This window comes from Paenibacillus sp. FSL W8-0186 (assembly GCF_037969765.1).
Lineage (GTDB): Bacteria > Bacillota > Bacilli > Paenibacillales > Paenibacillaceae > Fontibacillus > Fontibacillus woosongensis.
Genome location: NZ_CP150207.1, coordinates 655,273 through 674,119 on the forward strand (window position 1 = coordinate 655,273; position 18,847 = coordinate 674,119).

Consider the following 18,847-nt stretch of genomic DNA (forward strand, 5'->3'; position numbering starts at 1 on the left):
AAACATGAGAATGCGAAAATGGTTAGGGATCACTCTGGCTGCTGTACTATTGCTCAGCATGCTTGCCGGCTGCTCCGGGAATAACGGAGGCAAAAACGCCAACGAGACCGAGCCGCCAGCTACAAACAATAATGGAAACGCTGCCAATGAGTCGTCCGCAAATCCCGTCACACTGAAATGGGCCTTGTGGGATTGGGAAGCAACCGCTTATTACCAGCCGTTGATTGATGCTTACAAGGCAAAAAATCCGAACGTGACCATCGAGTACGTCGATCTGGGTTCGACCGACTACATGACCATGCTCAGCACGCAGCTCTCCGGCGGAGCGGATCTCGATATTCTTACGGTGAAGGATATCCCGGGATATGCCAACCTCGTGAAGCAGAACCATTTGGAGCCGCTAAAAAAATACATGAGCGAGCAAGGCATCGACGTATCCCTGTATGGCGGAACAGTGGAGCAAATTCAAATGAATGATGAAGTATATGCGCTTCCTTTCCGCAGCGACTTCTGGCTGATTTATTACAACAAGGATCTTTTTGATCAGGCGGGTGTTCCATATCCGACTAATGATATGACCCTGGAGCAGTACGACGAGCTGGCGCGAAAAATGACGTCAGGCAGCGGCTCTAATAAAGTATACGGCGCCCATTATCATACATGGCGCAGCGCAGTGCAGCTGTTCGGCATTCTGGATGGCCAGCACACCGTCGTTGACGGCGAATATGACTTTCTGAAGCCGACCTATGAGCGCATTCTCAAGCAGCAGGAGGACGGAATCGTTATGGATTACGCGACCCTGAAGACCTCCAGCACACACTACTCCGGCGTATTCTACAACAACTCTGTTGCCATGATGAATATGGGCAGCTGGTTTATTGCGACGCAGATCGAGAAGGTCAAGAGCGGTGAGTCGCAGGCGACGAACTGGGGCATCGTGAAATATCCGCATCCCGAAGGAGTGGAACCAGGCACTACGCTGGGTACGATTACTTCGCTGGCGGTGAACAAGAAGTCAGCTAATAAGGAAGCCGCGCTGGACTTCATGAAATTCGTCACGGGCGAAGAAGGCGCAGCGGTGATTGCCGCTACAGGCACCATTCCAGCGATCAAAAACGATGAAGTCGTCAATTCCATCGCTTCTGTCGAGGGATTCCCTGCGGATGAGGCGAGCAAGGTAGCGCTGACGACGGCGAAGACATATTTGGAAATGCCGCTGCATGAGAAGAGCGCGGACATTGAGGTTATTCTGAACGAGGCGCATGACAGCATCATGACCAAAAATGCGACGATCGACAAAGGCCTGGCCGATATGAACACACGCGTACAGCTTATTTTGGATAATTAAGAATTTGCAGAATAGACACATGAATACCAGGGGGCGGGCTAATGGCCTGCCCTTTGCCAAATCATTAGACTGCTAGCAGGTTAGGAGGAGGAGCGATGTTATGCAGAACGAAACCGTGATACGAAACCATACGGCGAAAAAAAGCGGTCTCAAAAAAAGAGCGAAGGATCATCTGGTGGCCTACAGCTTTATCGCCCCCAATTTTATCGGTTTTGCCGTCTTTACGCTGGTGCCGATGGTCTTTGCTCTCATTCTTGCCTTCGTGAAGTGGGATGGGGCTAACCCGATGGAATACGTTGGGATGAACAACTTCATTCGTCTCTGGAAGGATCCGACCTTTCATAAATCGTTATGGAATACGGTGATTTATACGGTGGGCGTCGTGCCGCTGACGATGGTGTGCGCGCTGGGTCTCGCCATTTTGCTCAATCAGAAAATATTTGGGCGCAACTTCATGCGGACGGTGTTCTTTTTCCCGTATGTGGCTTCGCTTGTGGCGGTGGCTGCCGTATGGAACTTTATTTTCAGCCCGACGATGGGGCCTGTTAATAACATTCTCCATGCGCTGACCGGCGTTCCGATCGAGGATCTCCCGCGGTGGGCCGCGGATAAAGATTGGGCCATGTTCACGGTCGTGCTGTTCACCGTGTGGAAGAACATGGGGTATTACATGGTGATATATTTGGCCGGGCTTCAGGGTGTGAATCCCGAATTGTACGAAGCCGCCGAGCTCGACGGCGCGAACGCCTGGCAAAGATTCCGCAACGTTACGATTCCGCAGCTTGCGCCTACGACTTTCTTTGTGCTGATGATCCTGATCATTAACTCGTTTAAGGTCTACGATATTTTCATCAACCTGTTTGCCGGCGCGGATAATCAGTTGAACGACTCAACCAGGGTGCTCGTCTATCAAATTTACAACACGGCCTTCCGCTCCTTGGATTATGGCTATGCCAGCGCGATGGCGATCGTATTATTCCTGCTCGTCCTCGGCATTACGCTGGTTCAGTTCCAGGGCGAGAAGAAGTACGGACAATAGGGGGACTTACGGATATGGTAGGAGCAAATAAAGGAATTCAAATCGCTGCCAAAGCGTTGGCCTATGCCGTGCTGATCGTCGTCGTGCTGTGCATGCTTGTGCCGTACTTGTGGATGCTCTCATCCTCGCTCAAGCTGAACAAGGATGTGTTTACCTTCCCGATGCAGTGGATTCCAGAGCTGCCGCGCTGGAGCAACTATAAGGAAATCTGGACGCGCATTCCGCTAGGGACGTTTATTTACAATACCGCCAAGCTGTCCATTATCGTCACGGCGCTGCAGATCCTGACTTCAAGCTTTGCAGCCTATGCCTTCTCGAAGCTGAATTTTACCGGCAAAAAAACGCTGTTCCTCGGGTACATCGCTACGATCGCGATCCCTTGGCAGGCTTACATGGTGCCGCAGTTCATCATGATGCGCTCGATGGGGCTGAACAATACCCATCTTGCGATCATCCTGCTTCAGGCATTCTCCGCCTTCGGCGTCTTTCTGATGCGGCAGTTCTACCAGAGCATCCCGGATGAGCTGTGCGAAGCGGCCCGGATTGATGGCCTTAGCGAATATGGCATCTGGGCGCGGATCATGCTGCCGCTGTCGAAGCCGGCCTTGTCAACATTGACCATTTTCACCTTCGTATCGACATGGAATGACTTCCTGGGGCCGATGATTTATTTGACTAAAACTGAGCTGAAGACAATTCAGATCGGTCTGCGGATGTTCATCTCCCAGTATTCGGCGGAGTACGGCCTGATTATGGCCGCGAGCGTCGTGTCCATCATTCCGGTGCTGGTGGTGTTCCTGGGGCTGCAGAAATATTTTGTGCAGGGGGTCGCCTCTTCGGGCATAAAAGGATGATGTGATTGTAAGCAGATTCAAGCGTCGCCAAGTGAACACATGAGAATTATATGGTGAACACGAACGAATACAAGCGAATTATATGCGAATATAAGTGGGATTCAGGCGGATACATGCGAAATATAAGCAACTACCAGCGGAACGAAGGGGAAGATTGTGATGGGGAACGTCTCTCATGGATATGAAAAGCTGGCGGATAATCCGCTGAAGACGCACGGTGATCTGGCCGCCGCCCTGCAGCAGCTGCTTGCGCCGCTTCAGCCTTACTATAGCAAGGGAATGTCCAGGCTGGAGATCGGTGCAACCGGGGCGAGCTATCCGGCTGCGGTGGCCGGGATGGAGGGCTTCTCCCGGGTGTTATGGGGGCTGGTCCCGCTGCTCGTCGGCGGGGGTTCGTACGAATTATGGGATACCGTCCTTGAAGGCATTAGGAACGGGACGAACCCGGAACATGAAGAGTACTGGGGCAAGGTTGACGATTATGATCAGCGGCTGGTCGAGATGGCTGCGTTTGGCTACGCGCTGGCCCTAATCCCGGACAGAATTTGGGAGCCACTTGATGTGGAGGCAAGAAATAATCTCTATGCCTGGCTGAATCAAATGAACTCGCATCCTTGTCACGACTGCAACTGGCTGTTCTTTAACGTGCTTGTAAACATCGGCTTCCGCAAAGCGGGACTGCCGTATGACGCCGGGCAGTTGGAGAAGAACTTGGATCGGCTGGACGCCTTCTATTTGGAGGATGGCTGGTATAGCGACGGGGAGGAGGGGCATTGCGATTATTATGTGCCGTTTGCCTTTCATTACTATGGTCTGCTTTACGCCAAGCTGATGGAGCAGGAAGACCCCGAGCGCTCTCATAGGTTCAAGCAGCGTGCGAATGAGTTTGCTGCGAACTTCCTGGCCTGGTTCTCCACGGACGGTTCGGCGATTCCATATGGGCGGAGCCTGACCTATCGTTTCTCGCAATCGGCCTTCTGGGGAGCGATGGCATTTGCCGGGGCGGATGGCCTGCCGATGGGTGTGCTGAAGGGGCTCCTGCTGCGGAATTTGCGCTGGTGGTTTAGCCAGAGGATAGTGGATGCGGGCGGTATCCTGACGATCGGCTACGCTTATCCAAACCTCGTGATGGCGGAGAACTACAATTCACCGGGTTCGCCGTATTGGGCGTTTAAGGCTTTTCTGCCGCTGGCTCTGCCTGCCGACCATCCTTTCTGGGCGGCTGAGGAGCTGCCGCTGCCGGAGGCGGATGCGTTGTCTGTTCAGAAGCCGGCGCACCTTGTGCTGGTTCGGGACGAGGGTGCTGGGCATGTGGCTGCTTTTAACAGCGGCCACCGGGGCACGAACGAACATACCCATACCTCGGCCAAATACGAGAAGTTCGTGTATTCCACCTGGTTTGGGTTCAGCGTTCCGCGTTCGGAGTGGGGATTGTCCCAAGGAGCATTTGATTCCATGCTGGCCTTGAGTGAAGCCAAGGACAACCTGTACCGGGTCAGACGCCGCAATACGGAGACAATGATCCAGGACAACGTGCTCCATGCCGTGTGGAGGCCTTGGGCCGATGTAGAGGTCAGCACCTGGCTCGTAGCTGGACTTCCTTGGCATATCCGGATTCACCGGATCGAGACATCGCGCAGCCTGGATGCGGCCGAGGGCGGGTATGCCCTCGGCATCGAAGCGAAGCCGATGCAGCGCGTGGGGGCAAATGAGGCCGTTGCCGCCAGCCCTTGGGGCGTTAGCGGTGTGCGCGGCCTGCTTGGTTATGAGTCGGCGGGGCTGGTGTGGCCCAACGCCAACACGAATGTGCTGCGTCCGCGCACGGTGATCCCGACGCTGACCGCTTCGCTGGCGCCGGGGGTGCATTGGCTCGTGTCAGCGGTGTATGGCGAGCCGGGGCAGACGGGGGCTGCACGGGAGCCGGGTCCGGCGGGCGACTCTAGTGATTCGACGTATGTAAGCTTGGATGACCTTCCGGATATCGGGCTAAACGTCACGATGGAAAAAGAGGCTATAGCCATCCAGAGCTGCCGAGGGGCGGAGATCATAATCCCTCGTACTTGAGGATATCGCAGCGTCTAGACTGCAATGTTTGGGTGAAAAGGATTCTATGGCGCTATAAAGGATGAACGAAAGGATCGGGGCCAGGCAAGTGAGAAAATGAATCCGAGGGAACGGATAGCTTTCTATAGAAAAGCTGCTCGGGAGCATGAGTTTGAAGTCTGCTAAGGTCGCCCTTGATGAGCGGGTTCCTACCTCTTGTGATCTATACATCCAGATCTGGGAGCAAAATTTAAATGGATTTTTAGCAGTTAGTTTCCGCGTAAAGGAATCGAAAGAAGCTTTAAATGGATTTCATGTCATTAGAAGTAGGGAGATGGGTCATTACGGGCTGGATACTTGATTTTAGATGCATACAATCCATCTAATCCCCCGAAACATTCGTTTAGAGCATAATTAGATACATGAAATCCCTTTAATGTTCGTTCGTCACAGCAGCTTAGTATGAATCGATGGCGCCGTCGTTTTCATATAAGGCATTTTGGTAGACGGAACATCCTAGTATAAGGCATTTTGGTGGACGGCACATCTCAGTGTTAGGCATCTTGGTATACGAACCATCTTAGTATAAACATCTTAGTATAAACATCTTAGTGTAAGCAGCTTAGTATAAGCATCGTAGTGTATGACATAGTCATCTTAGTACGACAGTTTAGTGCACGCAACTTTATATAGCTCTAAAATCCGTATGACGGAAAGGAAACAAGATGAAGGAAGCGGATGTGAAAGTAACCAAACCATTGCCGGGAGAGGGAGAAGACCTAGGGAACGCAGAGATTACGAGGACCGCAAAGAACCAGAAGAGTCAGAAGACCGCGAAGAACTCGAAAAACAAGGAGACCGCGAAGAACTCGATGAGCCAGAAGAATCAGAAGAATCAGAAGATTCAGAAGACTGTGAAGAACCCTAACTATGCCCAAAACACTCAAGCCGCCAAAGCCCCTAAAAACCCTAACCTCTTACAAAAGGCAAAGGATCCAAGGGCTGTAGATAACTCAGAGGCTTTTGGAATTACAAAGGCTCTAAAGATGACAGAAATCGTTAGCAGGATGTCCCCAATTGGTCCGCATTTGCACTACCCGGACGGCGACGCCTCGCTATTTTGGCGAAATGTACGAAGCAGCGGGGAGTATGCTGCCGATCTAGCCGAGATCAAGGCGGAAGGGGAAAGGCTGCGGGGGCAGGCACCGACAGGCCTAACCTTTTCACTCTTCTCCCAGTTTGCCGAGACAGGCTCCAGGCTGGAATATGAGCGGGCTTATTTTGAGCGTAGAAGACGGCTGAATACATTTGCCCTTCTATCTCTGCTGGAACCGGAGTGCGAGGAGCACTATACGGAGCTGCTGGAGGCGATCTGGGCCATATGCGGTGAAGTGGCCTGGTGCCTGCCGGCGCATGTCAGCCCGGAGCGGCCGCTTGGGGAGACGATTGATTTGTTCGCGGCCGAAACGGGCTTTACGCTGACAGAACTGCGGCTGCTGCTAGACGACAGGCTGCCGGAGCTGCTGAAGACGCACATCGCCGGAATGGTACACGCGCGGCTCTTTGAGCCCTTCCTCAAGAAGGGCCCCTATGAATGGGAGGAGGCAGAGCATAATTGGTCGGCGGTATGCGCCGGGTCGATCGGCTCGGCCGCTCTTCTGCTGCTGGATAAAGATCAGGATCGTGAACTGCTGGGACGGATTTTGGAGAAGACGCAGCATAGCATGACCTGTTATCTGAAAGGCTTTGGAGAAGACGGCGCCTGCCTGGAAGGACTTGGTTATTGGAATTATGGTTTTGGCTACTTTGTATACTACGCTGATCTGCTATATAAGCGGAGCGGTGGCGAGCTGAATTGGTTTGCGCAGGAGAAAGTTGAGGCGATTGCCGGCTTCCAGCAGAAATGCTTCCTGGGCGGCGATGCAGTAGTCAACTTTTCCGACACATTACCTTACGCAAGCGTGCATATTGGGCTCTCGCGCTATATTTCCAGCATATATGATAGCGTTCCATCGCCACCTTCCCGCCTGCGGGCGGATTACCGCGAGGACCATTGCAGCAGATGGGCCCCTGCGCTGCGGAATCTGCTCTGGCGTGAAATGGCGGGGAATGCACCGGACTGGGAGCCTGGCGATTTCCTGTTAGAGGATGCAGGCTGGCTGATCTCGCGTACTGTGTCGCCGAAGGGTGTCTTCGGCTTTGCCGCTAAGGGAGGGCATAATGATGAGCCGCATAACCATAACGATCTTGGCCAGTTCATGCTGGCGGGAGACGGAGAGTTTTTCTTATCCGACCTTGGCTGCGGGGAATACACGAAAGACTACTTTGGCTCGGCCCGCTATACGTATGATTGCAATGGCTCACAGGGTCATTCTGTTCCCATCATCAACGGCTGCCTGCAGGCAGAGGGAAGCGATAGAGGGGCATCCGTACTGGAGCAGGCGAACGGCGCGTCGGAAAGCCGGATGACCGTAGAGCTGTCGAGAGCCTACGACAGTCAGGAGCTGCAGTCTTTTACGCGCTCCTGGCTGTGGCGCAAAGAAGAGCTGCCGAGTCTGGAGCTGCGGGATAAGTTCTCTTTTTCGAAAATACCGGATACGCTAGTAGAACGCTTTGTCACACTGATTCAGCCTGAGAAGCCTTCAGGGCAGGGCCGCCTGCTGCTAGTTCGGGGCAATTTTGCTCTAGAGCTGGTCTATGACGACAGGCAGCTGCAGTCAGAGGTAACGGAGCGAACTTACCGGGACCATTTCGGGAAGGATCAAGTCTGGTATACGCTGGATTTTCACGTATTGCAGCCGCAGGAGCAGCTTGAGCTTCGCTTCATCTTTCGATTCATATCATGAATATTTAATCTTATTAGGAGAGGAGACATTCCAATGAACACTGAACTAAGCTGGGTGAATGAGGCTTGGGACAAGTCGCTTGAAAAAACGCTGCATAACACCGCCAGAATCGGCTCCGGGTTCCCGCATGCAAGCCAAAATGGGGTCTATCAATTGGAGGCGCCAAATTGGTGGACGGCCGGCTTCTGGCCTGGAATGCTTTGGCTTCTTTATCAGGAGAGCGGACAGGAACAGCTGAAGGCGCTGGCTGAGGAATGCGAGGTCAAGTTGGATGAAGTGCTGGATGGGTTCGAGAGGCTGGATCATGATTTAGGTTTTATGTGGACTTTGACCAGCGTGGCCAACTACAAGCTCCATGGGAATGAAGCTTCACGGGTCAGGGCCCTGAAGGCTGCGAACTATCTTGCCGCCCGCTTTAATTTGAGGGGGCAATATATTCGGGCATGGAATCCCTGGACAGAAGGAGAGCGCAACGAGGGGGTCGCGATCATCGACTGCTGCATGAATATGCCGCTCCTGTTCTGGGCTTCCCATGTCAGCGGCGACCCTCGCTATGCCCATGTTGCCGAGGCGCATACGGACACTGTGCTGAAGCATTTCATTCGGGCGGACGGCTCAGTGTATCATATCGTCAATTTTGATCCGCATACGGGAGGAATGCTGGAAGGGCTGGGCGGCCAGGGATATGCCCCGGAATCCGCCTGGTCGCGGGGGGCCGCGTGGGCTATTTATGGCCTGACTCTGGCGTATCATCATACCGGCAAGGACGATTATTATCAGGCTGCCAAGCGTGTGGCGAACTTCTTCCTCAGCAGACTGCCGGAGGACAGTGTGCCGGTTTGGGATTTCCGGGCCCCGGACGAGCTGCGCAATTTGCGCGATAGTTCAGCCGGCTCCTGTGCGGCAAGCGGTCTTCTGCTGCTCGCGGATAAGAGCGAGGGAGGGGACGCAGATGTTTACCGTGCAGGCGGTGAGCGCATCTTGAAGTCACTGTACGAAAACTACGGCGCTTGGGATGTTCCTGCAGAGGAAGGATTGCTGCTGCATGGCACCAGCAACTATCCGCAGGGAACCAATATTGACGTTCCGTTAATTTACGGCGACTTCTTTTTTGTGGAAGGCTTGGCTCGGCTGAAGGGCTGGGGTCCGTCTTACTGGGAGTAGCTTTCTTACCGTCTTGGAGTGATCGCTGTTTACAGGTCATGATATGGTTCTAGCATTTTTAGAGCAGCGTATGTATAAAACAATGGAATATGCTCCAACAGAAACAGCCCCAGCCTAAGATTAGAGCAATCTTATGGCTGGGGCTGTTTGCTGGAGAGGCATGCGCAATTCCAAAAATGAATGGAGGAGAATACAAATGGAACTTGCCTCTATAGGTGGCGGAGTTTTTGCTTTTTTGGTTTTTTTAATTTATGTGTCGTTTGTAGGGTTGAGTGTCTATGGCTTAATCCTATTTATTAAGCTTGCTCGCAGAGGGATCAAGGCATTGGATATTTATCTCAATGAAAAGGGGCGTTAGAGTGAATTAATCCACATTCCAGTTAGCGATCATGCTCCTAGCCATTTCCATATCGGATTCTTTTCCTGTGGTCAGCGCGAATTTGGCAACCAGGGCCGGATAAGCGGCCCATTGCTCCGCGATGTGTTCATGCATGCGGGGCCAGGTTTTGCCCCCTGCTGTTTCATAGCGGGTCAGCAGATCCCGCAATCCCTCCCGGCCAAATAGGGCATAAAGAATAACAAAATCTTTGCCGGGATCGGCAATCTCAGCTTCCGTCCAATCAATTAAGCCCGTAACCCGCTGGTGATCGTCCACAATGATATGAGGCGGATGCAAATCGCCGTGGTGAAGCACGGAATGATCAGGCCAGTAGGAATCGGTAGAGAGCCATTCCGTCCAACGGTCGTACAGCTTGGCAGGGATGGTGAAGGATTGTTTTACTTCTTCGATGTTTGCGGCAAAAGATTCCCGCGTTTCCTGTGGAGTTTTGTAACGAACGCCGCCCTGGATCGCTTCGCTGTGTTCGATGCTGTGCAAGGCCGCTATTGCCCTTGCCAGAGAATCAAAGAATTCATCGGTTAATGAATCCTGAGGGAACCTCCAGGCATAACCGCCGCCAGCAGGGTCAACCGTAGCAATGGGATGCCCGCTCAGCAACGGATATGCGATAAGCCCGGGCGTAAAAATGCGCCAGTCCGGCACCTCAACGGGCAGATGCTGACCAACGACCTGCAGCACCTTCTGCTCATTTTCCGCTCGCTCCCACACGTCTTTGCGTCTAGGCTTTCGAAGCACCCACTTCTCTCCTTGCAGATCCTTGGCAAAAACAACGAGAAAGTCCAACCCGGACTCATTCATCTCGACATGATCGGAGTTTAAGCGCAAGCCGTTTCGCTCCGCCTGGCTTAAGAGCTCATGGATAATATGTTGCTGATCGCTTGAATATTGTTTCGTCATAAAGGCATTCTCCTTTTTTGGCAGAAAATAAAAAAACACAGACATTCTGATGTCCGTGCAGCCGTAATCGAATATAGATATGCCTTAACGCTTCAGCGCCCGCGCAGAAGCAATGACGTGATTGGGTACGCAAAAAGAAGCACTCCATAAAGAGTAACTATTACGGAAGGCGGACTCACGTAAAAAAGGCAGACTTATCCCGATTACTCTGCATGAGACAGAGCAGAAACAGCGGTTGCAATTATTTGCATTGCTTTCTCAATCGGGCATAAATTAGCACACGTGACCCTCCAATCTGTAATATATTGTCATGATATCATACTTTGTTGACGAAAACATCCGTAATCAGAATTATAATCATAATTAGTGAGATGTTGGCGCTGAAATGAATGTATTATTACCTCTCGCTAGAATATATGTTCGGTTTTGTAGTAAAAATAAAAGCCGTTTCCGGCTTAAAGAATTTGAAGATAAATTATTCGAAATTATTAGTTAAAACAATAAGATGAGTAAAAGTTCCACCTATCGCATTAGGCACTTCCATTCTACCTATGACCAGCCCGGTTAGTGAGACAAGATCATTTTCTTGGATATCGCCACTTGGAACAGTAGATAGTACATCAATAATCGTTTCATTATCGGTTAACATAACAATCTCGGAACGTAAGAAATTATCAGGATTTGGGGGATAGTCCTGGACAATCTGAGCGTACCCTTTAATTGCAATAGGTTCGCCATAATAATCCCAAGGTGCTTTAAAAACTTTTGAGATATCAACTTTACTTCCGTTTTTTAATGGACCGGATTTTTCCATATATTCTAACCCTACCAAGATATTTCCGCTTGTTGTTGGGTTTTCATCAGTAATATTCCAATCACCGCTTGAAATGTCTTGCTCTTGAGCAGCTACAGAGATTTCCTCGTCTAGCTTAGCTTTTTCTTCCGCTTCTTTATCTGCAAGCTCCTTTTTCAATCGCTCTGCTTCAGCTTTTAGTTTTTCATTCTCTGCTTCAATCTCTTGCTGTTTGGTGTCACTAGAGCTATTAGTTTGGTCACTAATCTTTCCCTCATTGGTTCCACAAGCTGAGACTACTATCGCGATTACAAAAATAACTGCTGCTAGTTTTAAATTCTTCATGTTTGTTCATTCTCTTTCAAAGTCCCCATCGGCTGGAGTATTTGCTCACTTCTTCTTGTCTTCTTTCATTTTTGTGAGTTGTTGACGGTATGCCTTCAAGGTGGCTTCCATAACCGCAATTTCGTCAGGCGTATAATTTTTTGAACCACCGTAAAATGACATATTTGTAGCAAGGCTTCGAGGTGTGTCTGTAATCCCAAGTAAGTAATCTGAATCGATATCAAGTATTTCAACAAGCTTCACAAGAGTGGTTGAATCTACATCTCTTTTACCGGACTCATAGTTTCCATAAGCTTGCCGAGTGATATCTAATTTATTAGCCATATCTTCCTGGGTAAGTTTCTTTTCGAGACGTTTATTTTTTAAACGATCAGTTCGTAACACCCTATCACCTCAAAGGTAATTATAACGCAACTTTTTGTTGCTACTAAGTATAGAAACAAAAAGTTACATATTTTGAATTTTGTAAACAAAATGTTTCGTGTGATGAAGCATCAAACCGATATTAGGGAATGATTAAACCAGATGTGAGAAAGTTCCATTACCCCCATATATGAGGATCGTTGAATTCTATTAAATCTAGCAAGAAAAGACCCGTCAACCCAAATGGGTTACCAACGTCACAAAATATTTTGTTGGAACGATAGCTGTATCTTTCATTAATTAAATGTATAATTATGGGATTGAGGAGGGGAGATCCGCATTGAAGATAGTCGAACTGGATGCAAAGAAGCTGGTAGGAATACGCGTAGTATGCCCAGGTGATCAGTATGTCAGCGAGATTCCCAGAGCTGCGGTACATCTCAAAGAAAGACTAGGCGAGATCAAGGAAGTAGTTAATCCCGCTAGACTGATCGGCGCTTTCGTAGCTGGGGATTTTTCTGAGGAAGAGGATGGCTACTGGGTCTGTGTTGAGGTTGATGAAGTGAAGGAAGTTCCTGCCGGCATGGTCTCCATCGTAGTTCCCGGACAGAAATATGCGGTGCTGAGGCATACGGGACCTCATACGGAAATAAGAAATTCATATAAGAAGCTGCATCAATGGATAGCGGACAATCAGCTTGAAAGGCTCCCTAGATCATGGCATCTGGAGATCACGGTGGAGTGGGGTCAGGAAGGGATAAATGAGATTGTGACAGACTTGTACGACACAGTTAGATAATTTTTGTTGGCACGGACAATTCGAGCTGGAAAATAAGTTAGGAGAGATCACGATGAACGGACAAATTGTTCAGGGGTACGATTACAACATTTGGGCAAACGAGAGAGTGATTCAGCATCTTCGCACGCTGCCGGAGGAATTATTCCTAACAGAAGTGAATCTGGGCTTCAAATCGATGGCAGAAGTCTTAGGGCACCTTGCTTCGGCCGACGAAGTCTGGTTTGCCCGGATCAAGGAAGAAGAACCTCCATCCCTAGCGGCAAAATCATTCAGCAGCATTGAGCAAGCCAGCAATCACATAACCGGTCTGCAGTCGCGGATTCGCCAACATTTGACCTCGATCAGCGATTTCGAGAAGAGGGTGATTTATAGAAACACCATGGGCCAAGAGTTCCAAAATTCGATATCAGAGATCATTCAACATGTCGTAAACCACGGAACCTATCACAGGGGGAATATTACTACAATTCTAAGATACTTAGGGCATAGTGGAATAATGACGGATTACATCGCTTTTTTAAGGGGAAAATGACTAGCTGAGCGCTGCATTAATGGATAGCAGACAATCAGCTTTGAAAGACACCTTGGAGTATGACACAGTTAAATGAATTCCGGGTGTCGGTTGAAACCATCACAATTACCTATCATAACCATAAGAAATCTGTAATTGATCATAGATTACGTCCGCTCCTATACTGTAACTAAGTAGCAAAGCTACATAATTTCAGAGGAGATGATCGTAATGTCAAAAGCGGTTTTTTATCATGCGGGTTGTCCGGTTTGCGTGGATGCGGAGCAGGTTGTGCTCAGGTATCTTGACGAATCTAAAATCACTACGGAGATCGTACATTTGGGTACGGTTCGGAATCGCATTGAAGAAGCGGAGAGTGCCGGGGTTCAATCCGTTCCTGCTTTGGTGATTGACGGAAATGTGTATCACATCAACTATGGCGAGAGCCTGGAGGATGTCAAAAAAGGTTAATGTGCAAAAAAAGGAGGTGCCTGCTTAGGCGCCTTTTCCTTTTACATATCAGCTTTTATCTAACCGTGTTTGCATGTAAAATGGATACGAGAATGAACATGGAAGGTACGAATAGCTATGATATTTGATCCCCAGCACCGCAAAGACAATCGTTCAGCCCGCGTTAGCATGGCTCTTTTCCGGATGTCGCAGGCCATCAAAAAGGTGACGCAGGCAGAGAGTGACGCGCTGGGATTGTCGCCCGTACAGATTCAAGCGCTGCTGTTTGCAGCATATACCCGAAACGATGTAGCTACCGTGGGCAACTTTGCAGATGCCATCGGTACGACCCATGTAACTGCGGTGAAGATCATCAATGGATTGCTCAGAAAAGGGCTGGTGACCAAAGCACAAAAGCCCGAGGATCGCCGAGTGACCTTGCTCCTTTTGACTGCAGAAGGCAAGGTCATCATTTCGCAGCTGAACCATTGGGGGCACTCCCTGGAAGAAGCGGTCGGTTCTATATCAGATGAAGCTTTGGCGGATTTCGAGCTAGGACTCGGCGCTATCATTTCAGCCATGCAACAACGCGGCCAGCTTGTGGTTGCTGAACCCTGCTTGGGCTGTGTACATTTTCATCCGAATGTCGGCGATGCCGCAGCACCTCATTATTGCGGGCTTATCCAAAAATATCTTACCCACGAAGCCTCTCTCCAAGAATGCCCCGAACATACTCCTTCTATCGAAGTCTAAAAGAAATAGGCCGAGCTTCGCTTTCCTCCTGCCTTTTACGGGACTTCACTCCCTCTTAATCATAGGAATACCCTATCGAAACGATATAAATTATTGAATTGAACAATCGATTCCTGCGCCCTATACTAGAGCGAAATACGGATACCGTCTCCTGAAAGGAATTGAACGAGAATTATGGTTCATCATCGTACCCCCTTATTTACTGCTTTAACCGAGCATGCCAAGCGCAATCCAATTCCGTTCCATATACCCGGCCACAAAAAAGGCGAAGGTATGGAAAACGGGTTTAAAACCTTTCTGGGTGAGAATGCCTTGTCCATCGATTTGATTAATATTGCGCCTTTGGATGACTTGCACCAGCCCACCGGTGTAATTGATGAAGCACAGCGCTTGGCTGCGTATGCTTTTGGTGCGGATTACTCTTTGTTTTCCGTGCAGGGTACAAGTACCGCGATTATGACGATGATCATGTCGGTTTGCGGCCCGGGCGATAAAATTATCGTGCCGCGCAACCTGCATAAGTCGATTTTATCGGCGATTATTTTTGCGGGAGCCAAGCCGATCTTTGTTATCCCGGAGCGGGATGCGGACTTAGGCATCGATCACGGTATTTCCGTTCGCTCGGTCAAGAAGGCGATCGAATGGCATCCGGATGCCAAGGCCGTATTGGTAATCAATCCGACGTATTTCGGGGTATGCACGAATTTAAAGGCGATCGTTGATCTGGCCCATCATTATGGCATACCCGTACTCGTCGACGAGGCGCATGGAGCGCTGCTGCATTTTCACGACAAGTTTCCGCTATCAGCGATGCAGGCCGGCGCAGATCTGGCGGCGACAAGCATGCACAAGCTCGGTGGTTCATTGACCCAGAGCTCGCTTCTCCATATCAAGAAGGGCATTGTTCAACTGGAAAAAGTGCAGGCGATGTTCAGTATGCTGACAACGACCTCCACTTCGTATATTCTGTTGGCTTCCTTGGATGCGGCGCGCAAGCAGCTCGCCCTGCAAGGCCGCGAAATGTCGGACAAAGCGATTCGTTTGGCGGAGTACGCCAGAAGCCGAATCAATGAAATTCCCGGCCTGTCTTCCTTCGGGAGAGAGATTTTGTGGACGGATGCGGCGTTTGATTTCGATCCTACCAAGCTTACGGTGCATGTTCGGGAGCTTGGAATGACCGGATATGATGCGGAGCATTGGCTGCGAGATCATTACAACATTGAAGTGGAGCTGAGCGATTTATACAATATCCTGTGCTTAATCACGCCGGGCGACTCGAAAGAGAGCATAGATTGCCTACTGGATGCTTTAGCCGAGCTTGCCAACGTGCAGCACAAGCAACAAGCGGATCCTCAAGCTATGGATGTAAAATTACCCGAGATTCCACAGCTGGCCTTAACGCCGAGGGATGCTTTTTACGGGAATGCCGAGTTTGTTCCCGTGGGGCAGTCGGCCGGACGGATCATTGCCGAAGCCATCTATGTTTATCCTCCGGGCATTCCGATTTTGCTGCCTGGGGAAGTGATTGCACAGCAGCATATCCGCTACATTCTGGAGCACTTGGAGGTCGGCCTTCCTGTAAAAGGCCCTGAAGATTTAACGGTTCAAAACGTGAAGGTTGTTATTGAAGCGAAAGCGATTTTTTAGAGGGAGGAATTGAGATGGAGCAATTACTGAAACAAGATCCGGCTATAGCCAAAGCGATTCAGCAAGAACTGGAACGACAGCGTGACAAAATTGAACTGATTGCTTCGGAGAATTTTGTCAGTGAAGCGGTTATGGAGGCGATGGGCACTGTTTTAACCAATAAATACGCGGAAGGCTACCCTGGAAAAAGATTTTACGGCGGATGTCAGTACGTGGACAGGGTAGAGGATTTGGCCAGGCAAAGAGTGAAGGAGCTGTTCGGGGCAGAGCATGCCAACGTGCAGCCCCATTCGGGAGCACAGGCCAATATGGCCGTTTATTTTGCCGCTGTAAACGCCGGGGATACGATTCTTGGCATGAATCTGTCGCATGGCGGCCACTTGACGCATGGAAGTCCCGTAAATGCTTCTGGTAAATTATACAATTTCATTCCATATGGAGTTAATGCTCAGACCTCTCGCATTGATTTTGATGAGGTGCGAAAGCTGGCGCATAAACACAAGCCGCGCATGATCGTTGTAGGGGCAAGCGCCTATCCGCGTACAATTGATTTCGAGCCTTTTGCCCAGATTGCTGAAGAAGTAGGCGCGCTGTTCCTTGTAGACATGGCTCACATTGCGGGGATCGTTGCAGCAGGCTTGCATCCGAATCCCGTGCCCCACGCCCATTTTGTGACAACGACCACCCATAAGACGCTGCGCGGGCCGAGAGGCGGGGTGATTTTATGCAAGGAATCGTGGGCGCAAGCCATTGATAAAGCAGTCTTTCCAACGACGCAGGGCGGCCCGCTGATGCATATGATTGCCGCTAAGGCTGTCGCTTTCGAGGAAAATGCCGGAGCTGAATTCAGAATATATATGGAACGCGTCCTGCAGAACGCCAAAATATTGGCGGAGGCTTTAATGGCAGAAGGCCTGCACGCCGTTTCCGGAGGAACAGACAATCATCTCATTCTTCTGGATCTTCGGAATATTGAGCTGACCGGCAAAGAGGCCCAGCAGCTTTTAGATGAAATTGGAATTACCGTCAATAAGAACACTATTCCTTTTGATCCTACAAGCCCGCTTGTCACGAGCGGGATTCGGCTCGGAACCCCTGCGGCTACAACAAGAGGCATGGGTCCGGAGGAAATGAAGGAGATTGCCGGTATCATTGCGACTGCTTTGAAGCATCCGCGTCATTCGGCGGTTCGCGAGCAATTGAAGGGCAAGGTACAGGAAATTACCTCGCGGTTCTCTTTATATGAGACAACAATGAGCTGAAGGAGGAGAAGCCATGACATCCAGCACCAGTAGAAAGGATTCATACTCCAGAGCAGCCTTCGCTGAGGCCAGGAGCGTGATCCCCGGAGGGGTAAACAGCCCGGTTCGCGCCTTTTCATCGGTCGGCTTATCCCCTGTGTTCATTGCAGGCGGACAAGGCTCGCACGTGTTCGATATCGATGGAAATGAGTTCATAGATTATATCGGCTCATGGGGGCCGTTGATCCTGGGGCATGCTCATCCGGAGGTTGTCGAGGCGGTAGGAAAGGCGGCGGCTCAAGGAACAAGCTTTGGCTTGCCTACAGAAATTGAAACAAAAATGGCCAGGCTGATCATCGAAAGCGTTCCGTCTATAGATATGGTACGCATGGTGAATTCCGGCACGGAAGCCTCAATGAGTGCGCTGCGTCTGGCCAGAGGATATACGAAGCGGCACAAAATTGTGAAATTCCAAGGAGGCTATCACGGGCATGCCGATGCTTTGCTCATTAAATCCGGCTCAGGGGTGGCGACCTTGGGCTTGCCGGATAGCCCGGGAATTCCTGAAAGTGTCGCTGCAAATACAATTACGGTGCCTTATAACAGTATCGCTAGCATTCGTCATGTATTCGAGCAATGTGGCGAACAAATCGCTGCGGTCATCGTTGAGCCAGTGGCCGGGAATATGGGGGTTGTGCCGCCTTTACCCGGTTTTCTTCAAGGGTTAAGGGAGATTACCGCACAGTACGGCAGCCTGCTGATCTTCGATGAGGTCATGACGGGATTCCGCGTAGGCTATCAGGGGGCCCAAGGGCTGTACGGAATCAAGCCGGATCTTACCTGCTTTGGAAAAGTGATTGGCGGAGGTCTCCCGGTAGGCGCTTATGGCGGCAAGCATGAAATTATGCAGCAGATTGCTCCTGCCGGGCCCGTCTATCAAGCCGGAACGCTATCGGGCAATCCGCTCGCCATGACGGCTGGATATACGACTTTGCAATTGCTTGCACAGCCTGGAATCTATGACAAATTGGAAAGAAAAGCGGCTCGGCTGGCGGAAGGTTTTATACGAAATGCCAAAATGGCAGGGATTCCCCTCAAGATCAACAGGGTAGGCTCGATGCTGTCTGCTTTTTTTACGGAACATGATGTCGTGGATTATGAGACAGCTCAACGTTCGAATATGCGGCTGTTTAAACAATACTATGCAGCGATGCTGGATCGTGGCATTTTAACAGCACCAACCCCCTATGAAGTCATGTTCGTATCGGCTGCGCATTCGGATGAGGATATCGAGGCTACGATCAAAGCCCATTTCGAGGCAGTAAAAGCGATCAAGGAGTGATGTGGTTTGAAT

General features: G+C 50.3%; 19 protein-coding genes. 16 read left to right on the forward strand and 3 right to left on the reverse strand.

Going from position 1 to position 18,847, the window contains the following annotated elements; genetic code table 11:
• Positions 1-4 precede the first annotated feature (4 nt).
• The 9 genes from MKX50_RS02720 to MKX50_RS02760 all read left to right on the forward strand — a co-directional run bounded on the left by MKX50_RS02720 (position 5) and on the right by MKX50_RS02760 (position 9,652).
• Entirely contained in the window at positions 5-1,348 is a 1,344-nt protein-coding gene (locus tag MKX50_RS02720; RefSeq protein WP_339158353.1) for a sugar ABC transporter substrate-binding protein, read from the forward strand.
• A 100-nt stretch (positions 1,349-1,448) separates the two neighbouring features.
• Positions 1,449-2,387 carry a sugar ABC transporter permease gene (locus tag MKX50_RS02725; RefSeq protein WP_244996410.1) on the forward strand — a complete coding sequence of 313 codons (939 nt, stop codon included), beginning with the start codon at positions 1,449-1,451 and terminating at the stop codon, positions 2,385-2,387.
• 14 nt (positions 2,388-2,401) lie between these two features.
• Entirely contained in the window at positions 2,402-3,241 is an 840-nt protein-coding gene (locus MKX50_RS02730; protein ID WP_155613037.1) for a carbohydrate ABC transporter permease, read from the forward strand.
• Between the two features lie 159 nt (positions 3,242-3,400).
• The gene (locus tag MKX50_RS02735) at positions 3,401-5,305 is read left to right on the forward strand and encodes a DUF2264 domain-containing protein (protein WP_339158354.1); all 1,905 of its coding nucleotides are present in this window, start codon (positions 3,401-3,403) and stop codon (positions 5,303-5,305) included.
• A gap of 145 nt (positions 5,306-5,450) precedes the next feature.
• A complete protein-coding gene (locus MKX50_RS02740) occupies positions 5,451-5,645 on the forward strand; it encodes a hypothetical protein (protein ID WP_339158355.1) in 195 nt (64 codons plus the stop codon).
• Between the two features lie 345 nt (positions 5,646-5,990).
• Positions 5,991-6,212: a hypothetical protein gene (locus MKX50_RS02745; RefSeq protein ID WP_339158356.1), complete on the forward strand. Its 222-nt coding sequence runs from the start codon at positions 5,991-5,993 to the stop codon at positions 6,210-6,212.
• Between the two features lie 118 nt (positions 6,213-6,330).
• Positions 6,331-8,130: a hypothetical protein gene (locus tag MKX50_RS02750; RefSeq protein WP_339158357.1), complete on the forward strand. Its 1,800-nt coding sequence runs from the start codon at positions 6,331-6,333 to the stop codon at positions 8,128-8,130.
• A gap of 33 nt (positions 8,131-8,163) precedes the next feature.
• Positions 8,164-9,294 carry a glycoside hydrolase family 88 protein gene (locus MKX50_RS02755; RefSeq protein ID WP_339158358.1) on the forward strand — a complete coding sequence of 377 codons (1,131 nt, stop codon included), beginning with the start codon at positions 8,164-8,166 and terminating at the stop codon, positions 9,292-9,294.
• A 196-nt stretch (positions 9,295-9,490) separates the two neighbouring features.
• Positions 9,491-9,652 (forward strand): hypothetical protein, encoded by a 162-nt coding sequence (locus tag MKX50_RS02760; protein ID WP_213590944.1) that lies wholly within the window; start codon positions 9,491-9,493, stop codon positions 9,650-9,652.
• Between the two features lie 6 nt (positions 9,653-9,658).
• On the opposite strand, the gene MKX50_RS02765 is transcribed toward MKX50_RS02760, so the two are convergent.
• The 3 genes from MKX50_RS02765 to MKX50_RS02775 form a co-directional block, all read right to left on the reverse strand.
• On the reverse strand, positions 9,659-10,591 hold the full coding sequence (locus MKX50_RS02765) for a macrolide 2'-phosphotransferase (protein ID WP_213590945.1): 933 nt from the start codon (positions 10,589-10,591) through the stop codon (positions 9,659-9,661).
• Positions 10,592-11,066: 475 nt separating this feature from the next.
• Complete coding sequence (locus MKX50_RS02770) at positions 11,067-11,729, reverse strand: cell envelope integrity protein TolA (RefSeq protein WP_339158359.1); 663 nt, start codon at positions 11,727-11,729, stop codon at positions 11,067-11,069.
• Positions 11,730-11,774: 45 nt separating this feature from the next.
• Entirely contained in the window at positions 11,775-12,113 is a 339-nt protein-coding gene (locus MKX50_RS02775) for a helix-turn-helix transcriptional regulator (protein ID WP_213590947.1), read from the reverse strand.
• Between the two features lie 319 nt (positions 12,114-12,432).
• Here MKX50_RS02775 and MKX50_RS02780 point away from each other — a divergent pair, with 319 nt between their 5' ends.
• The 7 genes from MKX50_RS02780 (at position 12,433) to hemL (ending at position 18,835) form a co-directional block, all read left to right on the forward strand.
• Positions 12,433-12,891 carry a GyrI-like domain-containing protein gene (locus tag MKX50_RS02780; protein WP_339158360.1) on the forward strand — a complete coding sequence of 153 codons (459 nt, stop codon included), beginning with the start codon at positions 12,433-12,435 and terminating at the stop codon, positions 12,889-12,891.
• A 52-nt stretch (positions 12,892-12,943) separates the two neighbouring features.
• Positions 12,944-13,423, forward strand: coding sequence for a DinB family protein (locus MKX50_RS02785; RefSeq protein ID WP_213590949.1), 480 nt, complete (start codon positions 12,944-12,946; stop codon positions 13,421-13,423).
• A 210-nt stretch (positions 13,424-13,633) separates the two neighbouring features.
• A complete protein-coding gene (locus MKX50_RS02790) occupies positions 13,634-13,873 on the forward strand; it encodes a thioredoxin family protein (protein ID WP_339158361.1) in 240 nt (79 codons plus the stop codon).
• A gap of 117 nt (positions 13,874-13,990) precedes the next feature.
• Entirely contained in the window at positions 13,991-14,605 is a 615-nt protein-coding gene (locus tag MKX50_RS02795; RefSeq protein WP_213590951.1) for a MarR family transcriptional regulator, read from the forward strand.
• Between the two features lie 174 nt (positions 14,606-14,779).
• Positions 14,780-16,252, forward strand: coding sequence for an aminotransferase class I/II-fold pyridoxal phosphate-dependent enzyme (locus MKX50_RS02800; protein WP_213590952.1), 1,473 nt, complete (start codon positions 14,780-14,782; stop codon positions 16,250-16,252).
• A gap of 14 nt (positions 16,253-16,266) precedes the next feature.
• Positions 16,267-17,514, forward strand: coding sequence for a serine hydroxymethyltransferase (gene glyA / locus MKX50_RS02805; RefSeq protein ID WP_213590953.1), 1,248 nt, complete (start codon positions 16,267-16,269; stop codon positions 17,512-17,514).
• A gap of 13 nt (positions 17,515-17,527) precedes the next feature.
• On the forward strand, positions 17,528-18,835 hold the full coding sequence (gene hemL, locus MKX50_RS02810; RefSeq protein ID WP_339158362.1) for a glutamate-1-semialdehyde 2,1-aminomutase: 1,308 nt from the start codon (positions 17,528-17,530) through the stop codon (positions 18,833-18,835).
• The last annotated feature ends 12 nt before the right edge of the window (positions 18,836-18,847 follow it).